At 58.0% G+C, this 14,143-nt stretch carries 15 protein-coding genes; 12 read left to right on the top strand and 3 right to left on the bottom strand.

All coding sequences use genetic code 11. The features are described 5' to 3' along the window. Nucleotide 1: 1 nt before the first annotated feature. From MWH02_RS07200 to katG, 8 genes are all read left to right on the top strand, one after another. Nucleotides 2-667 (top strand): amino acid ABC transporter permease, encoded by a 666-nt coding sequence (locus tag MWH02_RS07200; RefSeq protein ID WP_061717544.1) that lies wholly within the window; start codon nucleotides 2-4, stop codon nucleotides 665-667. Beyond that, nucleotides 667-1,323, top strand: a complete 657-nt coding sequence (locus tag MWH02_RS07195) for an amino acid ABC transporter permease (protein WP_097097590.1) — start codon at nucleotides 667-669, stop codon at nucleotides 1,321-1,323. Before MWH02_RS07200 ends, MWH02_RS07195 begins: the two co-directional genes overlap by 1 nt. Beyond that, nucleotides 1,304-2,035: an amino acid ABC transporter ATP-binding protein gene (locus tag MWH02_RS07190; RefSeq protein WP_101762541.1), complete on the top strand. Its 732-nt coding sequence runs from the start codon at nucleotides 1,304-1,306 to the stop codon at nucleotides 2,033-2,035. Before MWH02_RS07195 ends, MWH02_RS07190 begins: the two co-directional genes overlap by 20 nt. 21 nt (nucleotides 2,036-2,056) lie before the next feature. Continuing rightward, nucleotides 2,057-3,292 carry a pyridoxal-phosphate-dependent aminotransferase family protein gene (locus MWH02_RS07185; protein ID WP_210081283.1) on the top strand — a complete coding sequence of 412 codons (1,236 nt, stop codon included), beginning with the start codon at nucleotides 2,057-2,059 and terminating at the stop codon, nucleotides 3,290-3,292. Then, nucleotides 3,289-4,554 carry an allantoate amidohydrolase gene (gene hpxK, locus MWH02_RS07180; RefSeq protein ID WP_271460152.1) on the top strand — a complete coding sequence of 422 codons (1,266 nt, stop codon included), beginning with the start codon at nucleotides 3,289-3,291 and terminating at the stop codon, nucleotides 4,552-4,554. The genes MWH02_RS07185 and hpxK overlap by 4 nt, the downstream gene beginning before the upstream one ends. Nucleotides 4,555-4,556: 2 nt before the next feature. Then, entirely contained in the window at nucleotides 4,557-5,051 is a 495-nt protein-coding gene (gene uraD, locus MWH02_RS07175; protein WP_271460151.1) for a 2-oxo-4-hydroxy-4-carboxy-5-ureidoimidazoline decarboxylase, read from the top strand. Continuing rightward, a complete protein-coding gene (gene uraH / locus MWH02_RS07170) occupies nucleotides 5,048-5,383 on the top strand; it encodes a hydroxyisourate hydrolase (protein WP_101762537.1) in 336 nt (111 codons plus the stop codon). Before uraD ends, uraH begins: the two co-directional genes overlap by 4 nt. 142 nt (nucleotides 5,384-5,525) lie before the next feature. After that, entirely contained in the window at nucleotides 5,526-7,724 is a 2,199-nt protein-coding gene (katG, locus tag MWH02_RS07165) for a catalase/peroxidase HPI (protein ID WP_110867814.1), read from the top strand. A 41-nt stretch (nucleotides 7,725-7,765) separates the two neighbouring features. Here katG and MWH02_RS07160 read toward each other — a convergent pair whose 3' ends face one another. After that, complete coding sequence (locus tag MWH02_RS07160) at nucleotides 7,766-8,536, bottom strand: amidohydrolase (protein WP_271460150.1); 771 nt, start codon at nucleotides 8,534-8,536, stop codon at nucleotides 7,766-7,768. Further along, a complete protein-coding gene (locus tag MWH02_RS07155) occupies nucleotides 8,524-9,684 on the bottom strand; it encodes a pyridoxal phosphate-dependent aminotransferase (RefSeq protein WP_271460149.1) in 1,161 nt (386 codons plus the stop codon). Before MWH02_RS07155 ends, MWH02_RS07160 begins: the two co-directional genes overlap by 13 nt. Nucleotides 9,685-9,815: 131 nt before the next feature. Here MWH02_RS07155 and MWH02_RS07150 point away from each other — a divergent pair, with 131 nt between their 5' ends. Genes MWH02_RS07150 through MWH02_RS07140 form a run of 3 tightly spaced genes read left to right on the top strand, consistent with a single transcriptional unit; the run spans nucleotide 9,816 to nucleotide 11,654 of the window. After that, a complete protein-coding gene (locus MWH02_RS07150) occupies nucleotides 9,816-10,430 on the top strand; it encodes a methylthioribulose 1-phosphate dehydratase (RefSeq protein ID WP_271460148.1) in 615 nt (204 codons plus the stop codon). Further along, complete coding sequence (gene mtnC, locus MWH02_RS07145) at nucleotides 10,427-11,110, top strand: acireductone synthase (RefSeq protein WP_192415410.1); 684 nt, start codon at nucleotides 10,427-10,429, stop codon at nucleotides 11,108-11,110. The genes MWH02_RS07150 and mtnC overlap by 4 nt, the downstream gene beginning before the upstream one ends. A gap of 1 nt (nucleotide 11,111) precedes the next feature. Next, on the top strand, nucleotides 11,112-11,654 hold the full coding sequence (locus tag MWH02_RS07140; RefSeq protein ID WP_101762530.1) for a 1,2-dihydroxy-3-keto-5-methylthiopentene dioxygenase: 543 nt from the start codon (nucleotides 11,112-11,114) through the stop codon (nucleotides 11,652-11,654). Between the two features lie 128 nt (nucleotides 11,655-11,782). On the opposite strand, the gene mtnA is transcribed toward MWH02_RS07140, so the two are convergent. Continuing rightward, nucleotides 11,783-12,802 (bottom strand): S-methyl-5-thioribose-1-phosphate isomerase, encoded by a 1,020-nt coding sequence (gene mtnA / locus MWH02_RS07135; RefSeq protein ID WP_192236756.1) that lies wholly within the window; start codon nucleotides 12,800-12,802, stop codon nucleotides 11,783-11,785. 105 nt (nucleotides 12,803-12,907) lie between these two features. On the opposite strand from mtnA, the gene mtnK reads away from it, so the two are divergent. Next, complete coding sequence (mtnK, locus tag MWH02_RS07130; protein WP_271460147.1) at nucleotides 12,908-14,107, top strand: S-methyl-5-thioribose kinase; 1,200 nt, start codon at nucleotides 12,908-12,910, stop codon at nucleotides 14,105-14,107. The last annotated feature ends 36 nt before the right edge of the window (nucleotides 14,108-14,143 follow it).

Raw genomic sequence — 14,143 nt, 5'->3', positions numbered from 1 at the left:
TATGGCGCAACTTAACTTCGCCGATCTCTGGCCGCACTGGCCAGAGTTGCTGGCCGGACTGTGGGTCACGATTCAGATCACCGTGCTCGCCACCGTGGGCGGTGTCAGCCTCGGTATTCTCGGCGCGGCGCTGCGCAGCGGCAAACCGAGCTGGGCGAGCCGCATCTGGGGCCTGTACGTCGAGCTGATTCGTAATACGCCGTTTGTGGTGCAGCTGTTTTTCATCGTCTTTGGTTTGCCCAATCTGGGTCTGAAACTCACGGCGGGTGAAGCCGCGCTGCTGGCGATGTTGATTAACCTTGGCGCGTACAGCACCGAAATTATTCGCGCCGGGATTCAGGTGACGCCGCGCGGCCAGTGGGAAGCGGGCCGCGTGCTGGGATTGACCCGCACGCAAACCTTTATTCGCGTGGTGTTGCCGCCGTCGCTGCAGCGTATTTATCCGGCGCTGGTCAGCCAATGCATCATTGTGATGCTCGGCTCGTCGGTGGTGTCGCAGGTGTCGTACGAAGAGTTGACCTTCGCCGCCAACCTGATTCAGTCGCGCACCTTTTTGAGTTTTGAAGTCTATTTCGTGACCACGCTGATCTATCTGGCGTTGTCGATTGCCATGCGCCAACTGCTGCTGGCGCTGGGACGTAAATGGTTGGGAGCGCAGCCGGCATGATGACGCAATTTACCGACTGGGACATCCTGCGCAACCTGCTGCTGGCAGCGCGCTGGACAATTTTACTTTCGCTGGTGGCGTTTTTTGGCGGCACGCTGGTGACCTTGCCGCTGCTGTTTATGCGCCTGCTGAAACGTAAATGGCCGATGCGCCTGGTGCGCGCCTACACCGAGCTGTTTCAGGGCACGCCGCTGCTGATGCAGCTGTTCCTCGCCTTCTTCGGCGTCGGCTTGTTCGGCATCGACGTGGCGCCATGGACCGCCGCCTCGCTGGCCTTAACGCTCTACACCAGCGCGTTTCTGGTGGATATCTGGTACGGCAGCATTCGTGCCCTGCCAAAAGGGCAGTGGGAAGCGTCGCGCTGTCTCGGCCTGACCTTTGGTCAAACGCTGTTTCGCGTGGTCGCGCCGCAGGCGATTCGTATCGCCATCGCGCCTACGGTTGGGTTTGCCGTGCAGGTGATTAAAGGCACCGCGCTGGCCTCGATTATCGGTTTCGTCGAGCTGACCAAAGCCGGCACCATTTTGAATAACGTGACGTATGAGCCGTTCAAGGTGTTTGGCCTGGTGGCGCTCGGTTACTTCCTGATGTGTTATCCGCTGTCGCGTTACAGCCAGTACCTGGAGAAAAAATTCAATGCCGCTCATCACCATTAATCAGGTACAGAAGTACTACGGCGACAACCACGTCTTGAAAGGTGTCGATCTCGATGTCGATCACGGCGAAGTGATCTCGATTATCGGCCGCAGCGGATCGGGTAAAAGTACCCTGCTGCGCTGCATGAACGGGCTGGAAGGTTATCAGGAAGGCAGCATCAAACTCGGCGGTATGACGATTACCGACCGCGAATCGCAGGCGCGTGAAATTAGCCGTTCGGTCGGCATGGTGTTCCAGAACTTCAATCTGTTCCCGCACATGACGGCGCTGGAAAACGTGATGCTGGCGCCGCGCCGTGTGCTGAAGAAAAGTGAAGCCGAATGCCGTGCGCTGGCAACGCAGATGCTGGAGAAAGTCGGCCTCGGTGAGCGCATCAATTACTATCCGGCCAATTTGTCGGGCGGTCAGCAGCAGCGCGTGGCGATTGCCCGTGCGCTGGCGATGCAGCCCAAAGTTTTACTCTGTGATGAGATCACCTCCGCGCTCGATCCCGAGCTGGTGGGCGAAGTGCTGAAAGTGCTGGAGCAGCTGGCCGCCGAAGGCATGACGTTGATTCTTGTCACCCATGAAATGAACTTCGCCCGCGACGTGGGCGATCGCGTGGTCTTTATGCATCAGGGGCGCGTCTGGGAGCAGGGCGACAGCAAAACGCTGTTCGCCAATCCGCAAACCGCGGAGCTGAAGCAGTTTATCTCTACCGTGCGCCTCTAAGCTTTCTTTAAGGAATACAACATGGATATCAGCCAATTTTCGCAAATCAATCCGCCACAGCGTCTGTTGATGGGACCGGGCCCGATCAATGCCGATCCGCGCGTGCTGCGCGCCATGTCGAGCCAGCTGATCGGCCAGTACGATCCGGCGATGACGCACTACATGAACGAAGTGATGGCGCTGTACCGTGGCGTATTCCGCACTGAAAACCGCTGGACGATGCTGATCGACGGCACGTCACGCGCCGGTATCGAAGCGATTCTGCTGTCGGCGATCCGTCCGGGCGACAAAGTGCTGGTGCCGGTGTTTGGCCGTTTCGGTCATCTGCTGTGTGAAATTGCCCGCCGCTGCCGCGCGGAAGTGCACACCATTGAAGTGCCGTGGGGCGAAGTGTTTACGCCGGATCAGATCGAAGACGCGATCAAAAAAGTGCAGCCGCGCCTGCTGCTGACGGTGCAGGGCGATACGTCCACCACCATGCTGCAGCCGCTGGAAGCGTTGGGCGCGATTTGCCAGAAGTATGGCGTGCTGTTCTACACCGATGCCACCGCGTCGCTCGGCGGTAACGCGCTGGAAACCGATGCGTGGGGCCTGGATGCGGTCTCAGCCGGGATGCAGAAGTGCCTCGGCGGTCCATCCGGTACGTCGCCAATCACGCTGAGCCCGCAGATGGAAGCGGTGATCCGCAAGCGCAAGTGCGTGGAAGAGGGCATCCGCACCGCCGATCATCAGGATGGCGACGACGAGATGATCTACTCCAACTATTTCGATCTCGGCATGATCATGGATTACTGGGGCCCGGAGCGCCTCAATCACCACACCGAAGCCACCACCGCGCTGTTTGGCGCGCGTGAATGTGCGCGTCTGATATTGGAAGAGGGATTAGATAACGGCATCGCGCGCCACAAGCTGCACGGCGATGCGCTGCTGAAAGGCATTCAGGGCATGGGCCTCGAAACCTTTGGCGATTTAAAAAACAAAATGAATAACGTGCTCGGCGTGGTGATCCCGCAGGGCGTGAATGGCGATCAGGTGCGCAAGCTGGTGCTGGAAGATTTCGGTATCGAAATCGGCACTTCGTTTGGTCCACTACATGGCAAAGTGTGGCGCATCGGCACCATGGGCTACAACGCGCGTAAAGATTGCGTGATGCAAACCCTGAGCGCGCTGGAAGCGGTGCTGAATCATGTTGGCTTCCGCACCACGCAAGGCGCGGGGATGCAGGCGGCGTGGGATCTTTACGGGAGCCGCGCATGAATAAAAGCCTGATGACCGCCAGCGAGGCGCAGATCGCCGCCGCTCGCGTCATGGCGCGCTGTGATGCGCTGGCTGAGATCAGCGAAAGCGAAGATGGCCTGACGCGCGTTTATCTGTCGCCGGAGCAGCTGCGTGCCAACGCGCGCGTTGGCGAATGGATGCAGGCTGCGGGCATGACGACGTGGCAGGACGCGGTGGGCAACATTTGCGGTCGCTACGAAGCGGCGCAGGCGGGCGCGCAGGCGCTGCTGCTCGGTTCGCACCTGGATACGGTGCGCAATGCCGGTCGCTACGACGGCATGCTCGGCGTGTTAAGCGCCATTGAAACCGTGCAGTGGCTGCACGATCGGCAGCAGCGTTTGCCGCTGGCGATTGAGATTGTCGGCTTCGGCGACGAAGAGGGCACGCGCTTCGGCATTACGCTGCTCGGCAGCCGTGGTATTACCGGCAGCTGGCCGGAAAGCTGGGTGACGCACCCGGATGGCAACGGCATCACCGTGGCGGAAGCGATGCAGGATGTCGGTTTCGATGCGGCGAAGATTCACGACGCGGCGCGTGAGGTCAATGACATCGCCGCCTATCTGGAACTGCATATCGAGCAAGGTCCGTGTCTTGAGCAGGAAGATTTGGCGCTTGGCGTGGTCACGGCGATCAACGGCGCGCGTCGTCTGAACTGCAGTTTTATCGGTGAAGCGGGTCACGCGGGCACCGTGCCGATGACGCATCGCAAAGATGCGCTGGCCGCTGCCGCTGAATGGATGGTGTTTATTGAGCACACCACGCAAGAGCACGATCCGCAGCTGGTGGCGACCGTCGGCACGCTGAGCTGCTTGCCGGGCGCGGTTAACGTGATCCCGGGTGAAGTGCAGTTGTCGCTTGACGTGCGCGGTCCGCAGGATGAGCCGCTGGAGCGTTTACTCTCCACGCTGCTGACGCAGGCGCAGGCGATTGCGCTGCGTCGCGGCTTAACCTTCAGCGCCAACGAGTATTACCACATTGCCGCTACCGCCTGTGATGCGCGGTTGCAGCAGGCGCTGAGCCACGCAGTAGAAACCGTGCAAGGGCGCAGCCTGTCGCTGCCGAGCGGCGCGGGACATGATGCAATTGCTATCGCCGAGCGCTGGCCGGTGGGCATGCTGTTTGTGCGCAACCATCGCGGCATCAGCCATCATCCGGCGGAATCGGTACACACCGCTGATGTGGCGCTGGGCGTGCAGGCGTATCTGCAAGCGGTTTGCGATATTGCGCGCGCTAAGGAATAAAGATGGATTTGGTCAACTTTAATCAGCTTTCACCTCAAGCTGCGCAGGCGGCGATTGCGCACTGCGTGGCGATTCCCGCCTGGCAGCAGGCGATGGTGGCGGCGCGACCTTTCGCCGACGTTGCGGCTTTACAGGCCGAAGCCGATCGTTTGGCGCAGTTGTGGCAAGCCGCTGATCTTGAGCAGGCGCTGAGTGCCCATCCACGCATTGGCGACAACGTGGCGGGCGCGGACAAAGAGGCCACGCTGTCGCGCAGTGAGCAGTCGGCGATGCAGCAGGCGGACGGCGCGTTGCAATTGGCGATGCTGGCGGGCAATCAAACCTATGAGCAGCGCTTTGGCCGGGTGTTTCTGATTCGTGCCAAAGGGCGCAGCGGCGAAGAGATGCTGGCGGAATTGCAGCGTCGGCTCAACAATGATGCAGCGAGTGAACAGCGTGAAGCGCTGGCGCAGCTGCGTGAAATTACCCTGTTGCGGCTAAAGGAGAGCATCACATGAGCACCATTACGACGCATATTCTCGATACCGCGCTGGGCAAACCGGCGATTGGCGTGGCGGTTTCGCTCGAGCAAAATAGCCCGGAAGGCTGGCTGCCGCTGGTGGAAGGCAACACCGACAGCGACGGACGCATTAAAGATCTGACGCCCGAACCGCTGGCGCCAGGTCATTACCGTTTGACGGCGGAAATTGGCGACTACTTTGCTGCCGAAGGGCGCGATGCGCTCTACGTGAGTGCGCAGATTGATTTCGTGATTGGCGCCACAGGCAGCCATTATCATCTGCCGTTTCTCATCTCGCCGTGGTCGTGGTCGACTTATCGCGGCAGCTGATAATGTGCGCCACTTCACGCGCTGCGCTTGAAAGCCAGTAACTATCAAAACCTTCGGTTCATCCAAATATATTCCTGGCGAAAGTGCGGCTAATCTTAGTCGCATATTAGAAAGCAATATGAAGCCAATGGAGCCGATAAACATGAGCACGCACGACAATAACGATAATGCAGCAGCCGCAGGCAAGTGCCCCTTTCATCACGGGGCGTCTGAAGAGAAGAGTGTTCTGGCGCGCGGCGCCGGTGGCGGGACATCCAACCGCGACTGGTGGCCTAATATGTTACGCGTCGATCTGTTAAACCAGCACTCCAACCGTTCCAACCCGCTTAGTGACACCTTCAACTACCGCGACGAATTCAGCAAACTGGATTACTCCGCGTTAAAAGCCGATATCCGCGCACTTCTCACCGATTCGCAATCCTGGTGGCCAGCCGACTGGGGCAGCTATATTGGGCTGTTCATTCGCATGGCGTGGCACAGCGCGGGTACTTATCGCACCATTGATGGTCGTGGCGGTTCAGGTCGCGGTCAGCAACGTTTTGCGCCGCTGAACTCATGGCCGGATAACGTCAGCCTCGATAAAGCGCGTCGCCTGTTGTGGCCGGTAAAACAGAAATATGGTCAAAAAATTTCCTGGGCCGATCTCTACATCCTGGCGGGTAACGTCTCGCTGGAAAACGCCGGCTTCCGCACCTTCGGCTTTGGTGCCGGTCGCGAAGACGTGTGGGAACCGGATATGGATGTGGATTGGGGCCACGAAACCGAATGGCTGGCGCATCGCCATCCAGAAGCGCTGGCCAATGCACCGCTGGGCGCTACCGAAATGGGCCTGATCTACGTCAACCCGGAAGGCCCGGAAGCCAGCGGCGATCCAAAATCAGCGGCGCCGGCGATTCGTGCCACCTTCGGCAACATGGGCATGAACGATGAAGAGATCGTGGCGCTGATTGCTGGCGGTCATACTTTGGGTAAAACCCACGGCGCGGCAGAAGCCAGCCATGTTGGCGTTGATCCTGAAGAGTCACCGATTGAAGCGCAGGGCCTTGGCTGGACCAGCAGCTATGGCAGCGGCGTGGGTAAAGATGCCATCACTTCAGGTCTGGAAGTGGTGTGGACGCAAACTCCCACGCAGTGGAGCAACTACTTCTTCGAGAACCTGTTCAAATACGAATGGGTACAGACACGCAGCCCAGCGGGCGCCATCCAGTTCGAAGCGGTTGATGCCGAAGCGATTATCCCGGATCCGTTTGATCCAGAGAAAAAACGTAAACCAACTATGCTGGTGACCGATCTGACGCTGCGTTTCGATGAAGAGTTCGGCAAGATTTCGCGCCGCTTCCTCAACGATCCGCAGGCATTTAACGAAGCCTTTGCCCGCGCCTGGTTCAAACTGACGCACCGCGATATGGGACCAAAAGCGCGTTACATCGGTCCGGAAGTGCCGAAGGAAGATCTGCTGTGGCAGGATCCGTTACCGCAGGCGATTCATCAGCCAACGCCGGCTGATATCAGCGAGATTAAAGCGCGCATTGCGGCTTCAGGTCTGAGCGTCAGCCAGCTGGTTTCAGTGGCCTGGGCTTCAGCCTCCACCTTCCGTGGCGGTGACAAACGTGGCGGTGCCAACGGTGCGCGTCTGGCGTTAGCGCCCCAGAAAGATTGGGCGGTGAATGCCAGCGTAATCAATGATGTGCTGCCAATCCTGCAAAAGATTCAGCAGGAATCAGGCAAAGCATCGTTGGCCGATGTCATTGTACTGGCAGGTAGCGTGGGTATCGAACTGGCCGCTTCAGCCGCTGGCGTGGCAACGCAAGTGCCGTTTACGCCGGGCCGGGTGGATGCGCGTCAGGATCAAACCGACGTTGAGTCGTTCAACTTCCTGCAGCCGCTGGCCGATGGTTTCCGTAACTATCGCCGCAGCGCCAAAGGTTCTTCAACCGAAACGCTGCTGCTGGATAAAGCCCAACAGCTGACGCTGAGCGCGCCAGAATTGACGGTATTGCTCGGTGGCCTGCGCGTATTGGGCACCAACTTCGACGGCGGCCAGCACGGCGTATTTACCGATCGCGTTGGCGTACTGAGCAATGATTTCTTTGTTAATCTGCTCGACATGCGCACCGCGTGGAAAGCCACCGATGAGAGCGAAGAGCTGTTTGAAGGTCGCGATCGTCTGAGCGGCGAAGTGAAGTTCACTGCGACACGTGCCGACTTAGTGTTTGGATCGAACGCTATTCTGCGCGCGCTGGCCGAGGTTTACGCCAGCAGCGATGCGAAGCAGAAGTTCGTGACCGACTTCGTTGCCGCCTGGACCAAAGTGATGAATCTGGATCGCTTCGAGCTGTAATTTAAAAATATAAAAAAACCCCGGCTAGCCGGGGTTTTTTATTACTTCAGCGTATACCCATCCGCATCGCGCCATGCCGGGAAGCGTTCGCGGTAGGCTTGCAGCTCCTCTAGCGAAAGCTCCGCATCAAGACGTGCGCGCGCAAAGGGCTCTCCACTCGCCAGAATCTCACCCAGCGGTGAAATGATTCGACTGTCGCCACTGTATTGATGCTGATTGCCATCGCTGCCGACGCGGTTACAACCGGCGACATAAGCCTGGTTTTCAATTGCACGGGCTAACAGCAGCGATTGCCAGTGCAGCGCACGCGGTGCCGGCCAGTTGGCGACATACAGCGCCAAATCGTAATCGTTGTGGTTACGCGAAAAAACCGGGAAGCGCAGGTCGTAGCAAATTTGCGGCAGAATCCGCCAGCCGCGCCACTCAAATACTTCACGTGTTTCACCCGCCACATAGTGCTGATGTTCATTGGCCATGCGGAACAAGTGACGTTTGTCGTACTGATGCAGCGTGCCGTCTGGCTCGACCAGCAAGAAGCGGTTCACCGCGCCTTTTTCCGTCTGGATTGCCGCGCTGCCGCCGACTAACGCATTGCTGGTTTGCGCGTGCGCGTGCAGCCACGCCACGACGTCATCCTGCGGCAGCGAACTTTCGGCAGCTTCCATAGCAAAACCGGTAGTGAACATTTCCGGCAGCAGAATGATGTCGCGGCCTGTAATGCCTTTCAGCACACCGTCGAAATGACGCAGGTTAGCCGCGCCATCCATCCAGCTCAGGGTTTCCTGCAGAACGGTAATTTTCAAAGCTGACATAAGCGCTCCGCAGCGGCGTCGAGCGTCGCTTCCTGTTTGGCAAAGCACAGGCGAATCAGCTTGTGCGGGAAAGGTTCGGCGCAGAACACCGACAGCGGAATCGCCGCCACGCCGACTTCTTTGGTCAGCAGCTGGCAGAAGCTCACGTCATCCAGATCGGAAATGGCGCTGTAATCGACCAGCAGGAAGTAAGTGCCTTCACACGGCAGCAGCTTGAAACGGCTGGCGGAGAGCGCCTGGATAAAGCGATCGCGGCGCGCGCGGTAGAACTCCGGCAGCTCGCGATAGTGCTCAGGCGCCTGACGCAACATGTCGGCAATCGCCAGCTGTGCCGGCGTATTCACCGAGAAGGTCAGATATTGATGTACCTTGCGGATTTCAGCGCTGATCGCCGCCGGGGCAATGCAGTAACCCACTTTCCAGCCGGTCATGTGGAAGGTTTTACCAAAAGATGACACCGCGATGGATCGCTGACGCAGTTCAGCATGCGCTAACACGCTGGCGTGGCCCTCTTCGGTGAAACAGATGTGCTCATACACTTCGTCGCTCAGCACAAAGATTTCCTGCTCAGCAATCGCCTGCCACAGCTCGGCATAATCGCTTTTACGCCACACGGTGGCGGACGGATTATGCGGCGTGTTCAGGATCACTAAGCGGGTTTTGCTGCTCAGCAGGCCGCGAAATTCGCGCCAGTCAACGCGGAAACCCGGCGGCTGCAGGGCGATGCGTTTTAACACGCCGCCCGCCAGTTGCACCGCAGGCGCGTAGCTGTCGTAGCTTGGGTCAAAGCAGATCACTTCATCACCCTGACGCACCAGCGCGGTGATCGCTGCGTACAATGCTTCTGTCGCGCCCGTCGTCACGGTAATATCGCTGTTGACGTCAGGCGTGTGGCCGTAAAGCGCGGCGGTTTTCTCAACAATCGCCTCACGCAGTGGCAGTACGCCGATCATCGGTGCATATTGGTTGGCGCCCTGACTCACGTGATGCGCCAGGCGCTCCTGCAAATAGCGCGGACCGTCAAAATCGGGGAAGCCTTGCGACAGGTTGATGGCGTTGTGCTGCTGCGCTAACGCACTCATTTGCGTAAAGATGGTAGTGCCGAGCGCCGGTAATTTGCTCTCGGGGATCAGGTTGTGCTGCGTCATTGTTTTGTGGCCTTAAGCGCGAATGTCGTTGCGGAGAAACCCTGTGTTGCTGCCACTATAAACAGGATGTTAACATTTGGCAATCGAGACGCTTAGACGTCTAAACTAACCTGCGGAGTCGGTATATCGCTATGACGGATTTTCTTCCACTGGAACATTTAGTGGCCGCCTGCCACTGGATTGGTGGCAAAGGCTGGGCACCTGCGACCGGCGGTAATATGTCGGTGCGGCAGGACGCGGAGTATTGTCTGCTGAGTGCGTCCGGCAAAGATAAAGGCAGCCTGACGCGCGATGATTTTATCCAGGTTGAGATCGCTACCAACGCCGTGCCATCGGGCCGCACGCCTTCGGCGGAAACCGGCCTGCATACCTTGATTTATCGCCTGTTTCCGCAGGCGGGTGCGGTGCTGCATACGCACACGGTCAACTCGACGGTGCTGTCGCGGGTAGAGAAGGGCGATGCGCTGCTGCTCAGTGGTTATGAGATGCAGAAAACGCTGGCCGGGCAGCAGACGCATCTGAACACCATCGGCATTCCCTTGTTCGATAACGATCAGGACATGACGGCGCTGGCGCAGCGCATCGAAGCTTTTGCCGCCGCTACGCCGCTGCAATATGGTTTTCTGCTGCGCGGCCACGGTTTGACCTGCTGGGGCAAGGACGTGAACGAAGCGCGTCGCCATCTGGAAGGCCTGGAATTTCTGTTTGAATGTGAACTGCAACGTCGCCTGCTGGAGGCCAAATGATCCGCGCCATTGTTACCGATATTGAAGGCACCACCAGCGATATCCAGTTTGTGCATCAGGTATTGTTTCCTTATGCGCGTCAGCATTTAGCGGCGTACGTGCGGGAAAATCATACCGATGAAAACGTCGCCGCCGCACTCAACGCGGTGCGTGCAGAGTCCGCTGCGCCTCAGGCCACGCTGGAGGAGCTGATTACCACACTCACGAATTATATCGATGAGGATCGCAAGTCACCGGGCCTCAAAGCCCTACAGGGCATGATTTGGCGCGCCGGCTACGTTGAAGGCCAGTTCACCGGCCACCTTTATCCCGACGTGCTGCCGGCTTTTGCGCGCTGGCAGCAGCAGGGGATTGGTCTGTATGTTTATTCCTCGGGATCGGTCGCCGCGCAAAAACTGTTATTTGGCTACAGCGATGAAGGTGATTTAACCTCGCTGTTCAGCGGCTATTTTGATACCGGCGTCGGCGCGAAACGTGAAGCGCAATCGTATCGCAATATCGCCGAAAAAATCGGCCTTGCGCCTGCGTCATTGCTGTTCCTGTCGGATATTCATCAGGAGCTGGATGCGGCAGCGGATGCGGGCTGGCATACCGTGCAGTTAATTCGTGGCGCGGCGGATAACGCCAGTCGTCATCACCAGGTCAACGATTTTTCCCAGATTAAACCGGAGTCGATTTAACATGAGTGCATTGACCATTTTTACCGATACCGAAGCCCAGCAACCGGTGTGGCACAGCACCGATGCCGAGGCGATTCGCGAGCGTCTTAACGCGAAAAACGTGCGCTTTGAACGCTGGGAAGCCGATCGCGATTTGGGTGCGGATCCTGATGCAGAGACGGTGATCAACGCCTATCAACATGCGATTGATCGTCTGGTGGCCGAGAAGGGCTATCAGAGCTGGGATGTGCTGAGCATGCGTGCGGATAATCCGCAGAAAGAGGTGCTGCGCACCAAGTTCCTTAACGAACATACGCATAGCGAAGATGAAGTACGCTTCTTTGTTGAAGGTTCAGGGCTGTTCTGTCTGCATCTGGAGGGCGAGGTGTATCAGATTTTGTGTGAGAAGAATGATCTGATCTCGGTGCCCGCTGGCACGGCGCACTGGTTTGATATGGGTTCTGAGCCGCACTTTACCGCGATCCGCATTTTCGATAATCAGGAAGGCTGGGTCGCGAATTTCACCGGCGATAAGATTGCTGATGCGTATCCGCGTTTGGCGTGATTTTATGCCCTCATCCTAACCCTCTCCCACAAGTGGGAGAGGGAACCGATCGTGCAAACAGGCAAGTATGGTTTTCCCCCTCGCCCGCTTGCGGGAGAGGGCCGGGGTGAGGGGAAAATTGCGCCTATTTACGGCAAAAATATCCCTTCCTCTACCTGCGCAGGCGTTACCACACCCGTATCCAGCACCCAACCGCTAATCAACGCCGCTGGCGTCACATCAAAGGCCGGGTTATAGACTGCCGCACTTTCCGGTGCCCACTGCACGCTACCAAAACTGCCTGCAACGCCGGTCACTTCGCTGGCTGCGCGCTGCTCGATAGGGATGGCGTCGCCGTTTGGACATTGACGATCCAGCGTGGTGTGCGGTGCAGCGACGTAGAACGGAATACCGTGATAGTGCGCCAGCACGGCCAGGCTATAGGTGCCAATCTTGTTCGCGACATCACCATTCGCTGCGATACGATCCGCGCCGACCCAAATAGCATCGACCACGCCGCGCGCCATTAGACTGGCGGCCATCGAGTCGGTAATCAGCTGATAAGGAATGTTTAGCTCACCCAGCTCCCACGCGGTTAAACGGCCACCTTGCAGCAGCGGCCGCGTCTCATCCACCCAGACATTTTTCACCAAACCTTGCTGGTGGGCATAAGCGATAACGCCGAGCGCCGTGCCGACGCCGGCCGTCGCCAGCCCACCGGTATTGCAGTGCGTCAGCAGCTGGCTGCCCGGTTTTACCAGCGTGCTGCCGGCGCGGGCGATGTTGTCACACAGTTGCTTATCTTCGGCCACCAGACGCAGTGCTTCGCGGCTCAGCGCCGTGACGAAATCACTTTCGGCCAACGCAGTTTTCATGCGATCAAGGTTATTCATCAGGTTCACCGCCGTTGGGCGCGCCGCGCGCAGCACCTCAAGCGCCGTCACTAATTCTGCGCGCGCTGCGCCTTGCTCACCCAGCAGCGCCAGCAGCAAACTGGCTGAGAGGCCAATCAGCGGCGCACCGCGCACGCGCAAGGCGTGAATGTGTTCAACCAACTGCGCGACGCTGTGCGCGGGCAGCCAGTTCTGTTGTTGTGGCAGCGCCTGCTGGTCAAGGATCCACAGTTGATTATCGCGGACCTCAAGGCTGGTGGTACGAAGTGTTTGCATGGTGTGAAATCCCTGTTGCGTTAATGCTGGCTATTGTGCCAACATGCGTAGCGGATGTATAGACGTCTGAACGGCTTATTACTATCGATAATCGAGGAACAGGCAATGTCGCAATACCGTACGTTCAATGCTGCCGATGCTGTGGAATATGCTCAACAATTTGGCGGCGTGGACGATCCGTCAGCGCTGGTGAGCGCCGAGGAGATCGGGGATGGCAATCTCAACCTGGTGTTTAAAATTTTCGATAATCAAGGCCGCAGCCGCGTGGTGGTAAAACAGGCGCTGCCCTACGTGCGTTGTGTCGGCGAATCCTGGCCGCTCACGCTGGATCGCGCGCGTCTTGAAGCGCAGACGTTGATTGAGCACTACAAACATTGCCCGCAGCACACCGTTAACGTCACTCATTACGATGCAGAATTGGCGGTGATGGTGATGGAGGATCTCTCCAGTCATCGTATCTGGCGCAGCGAATTGGTGAAGGGCGCGTATTATCCGCAGGCCGGTCGTCAGGTTGGCGAATATCTGGCGCAGACGCTGTTCCATACCTCCGATTTCTTCCTGCATCCGCACATGAAAAAAGCCGAAGTAGCGCGTTTCATTAATCCGGAAATGTGCGAAATCACCGAAGACTTATTCTTCAACGATCCGTTTATTGACCATGAGCGCAACAAATATCCTGCGGCGCTGGAATCGCTGGTGGTCAGCCTGCGCAGCGACGATGCGCTAAAAATCGCCGTGGCCGGTCTCAAACACCGTTTCTTCGCCGATGCGGAAGCCTTGCTGCATGGCGATGTACACAGCGGTTCCATCTTTGTCGCCGATGGCAGCCTGAAAGTGATTGATGCGGAGTTTGGTTACTTTGGGCCGATGGGTTTTGATGTCGGCAGCGCGATAGGCAACTTGCTGATCAACTACTGCTGCCTGCCGGGCTTGCTGGCACCGCGTGAGGCAGCAGAAGGGCGTGAACGTCGTCTGAGTGACGTGCAGGATATTTGTAATCAGTTTGCCAGCCGCTTCCTGGAATTGGCGAAAGAGAAAACCCGCGATGTGGCGCTGGCCTATCCCGGTTACGCCGAATCTTTCCTGCGCAAAGTGTGGCGCGATACCTTGGGTTATTGCGGTACCGAGTTGATCCGCCGCACGGTGGGAATGTCTCACGTTGCGGATTTCAAACAGATTGAAGATGAAACCATGCGCACCGAGTGTATTCGCAGCTGTATCACTTTGGGACGCACGCTGATTCTGGCTGCCGATCATGTTGCTGATGTGGATGCGCTGATTGCGCGGATTCGTCAGGCGGGTTAATGCTGGTGTCGGGAAATCAAGCAGGGGCTGCAGAAT

The sequence above is a fragment of the Pantoea leporis genome, from assembly GCF_028048155.1.
GTDB lineage: Bacteria > Pseudomonadota > Gammaproteobacteria > Enterobacterales > Enterobacteriaceae > Pantoea > Pantoea leporis.
Note: the sequence above shows the minus strand (reverse complement) of the source record. Positions and strands in the feature narration are given on the sequence as shown.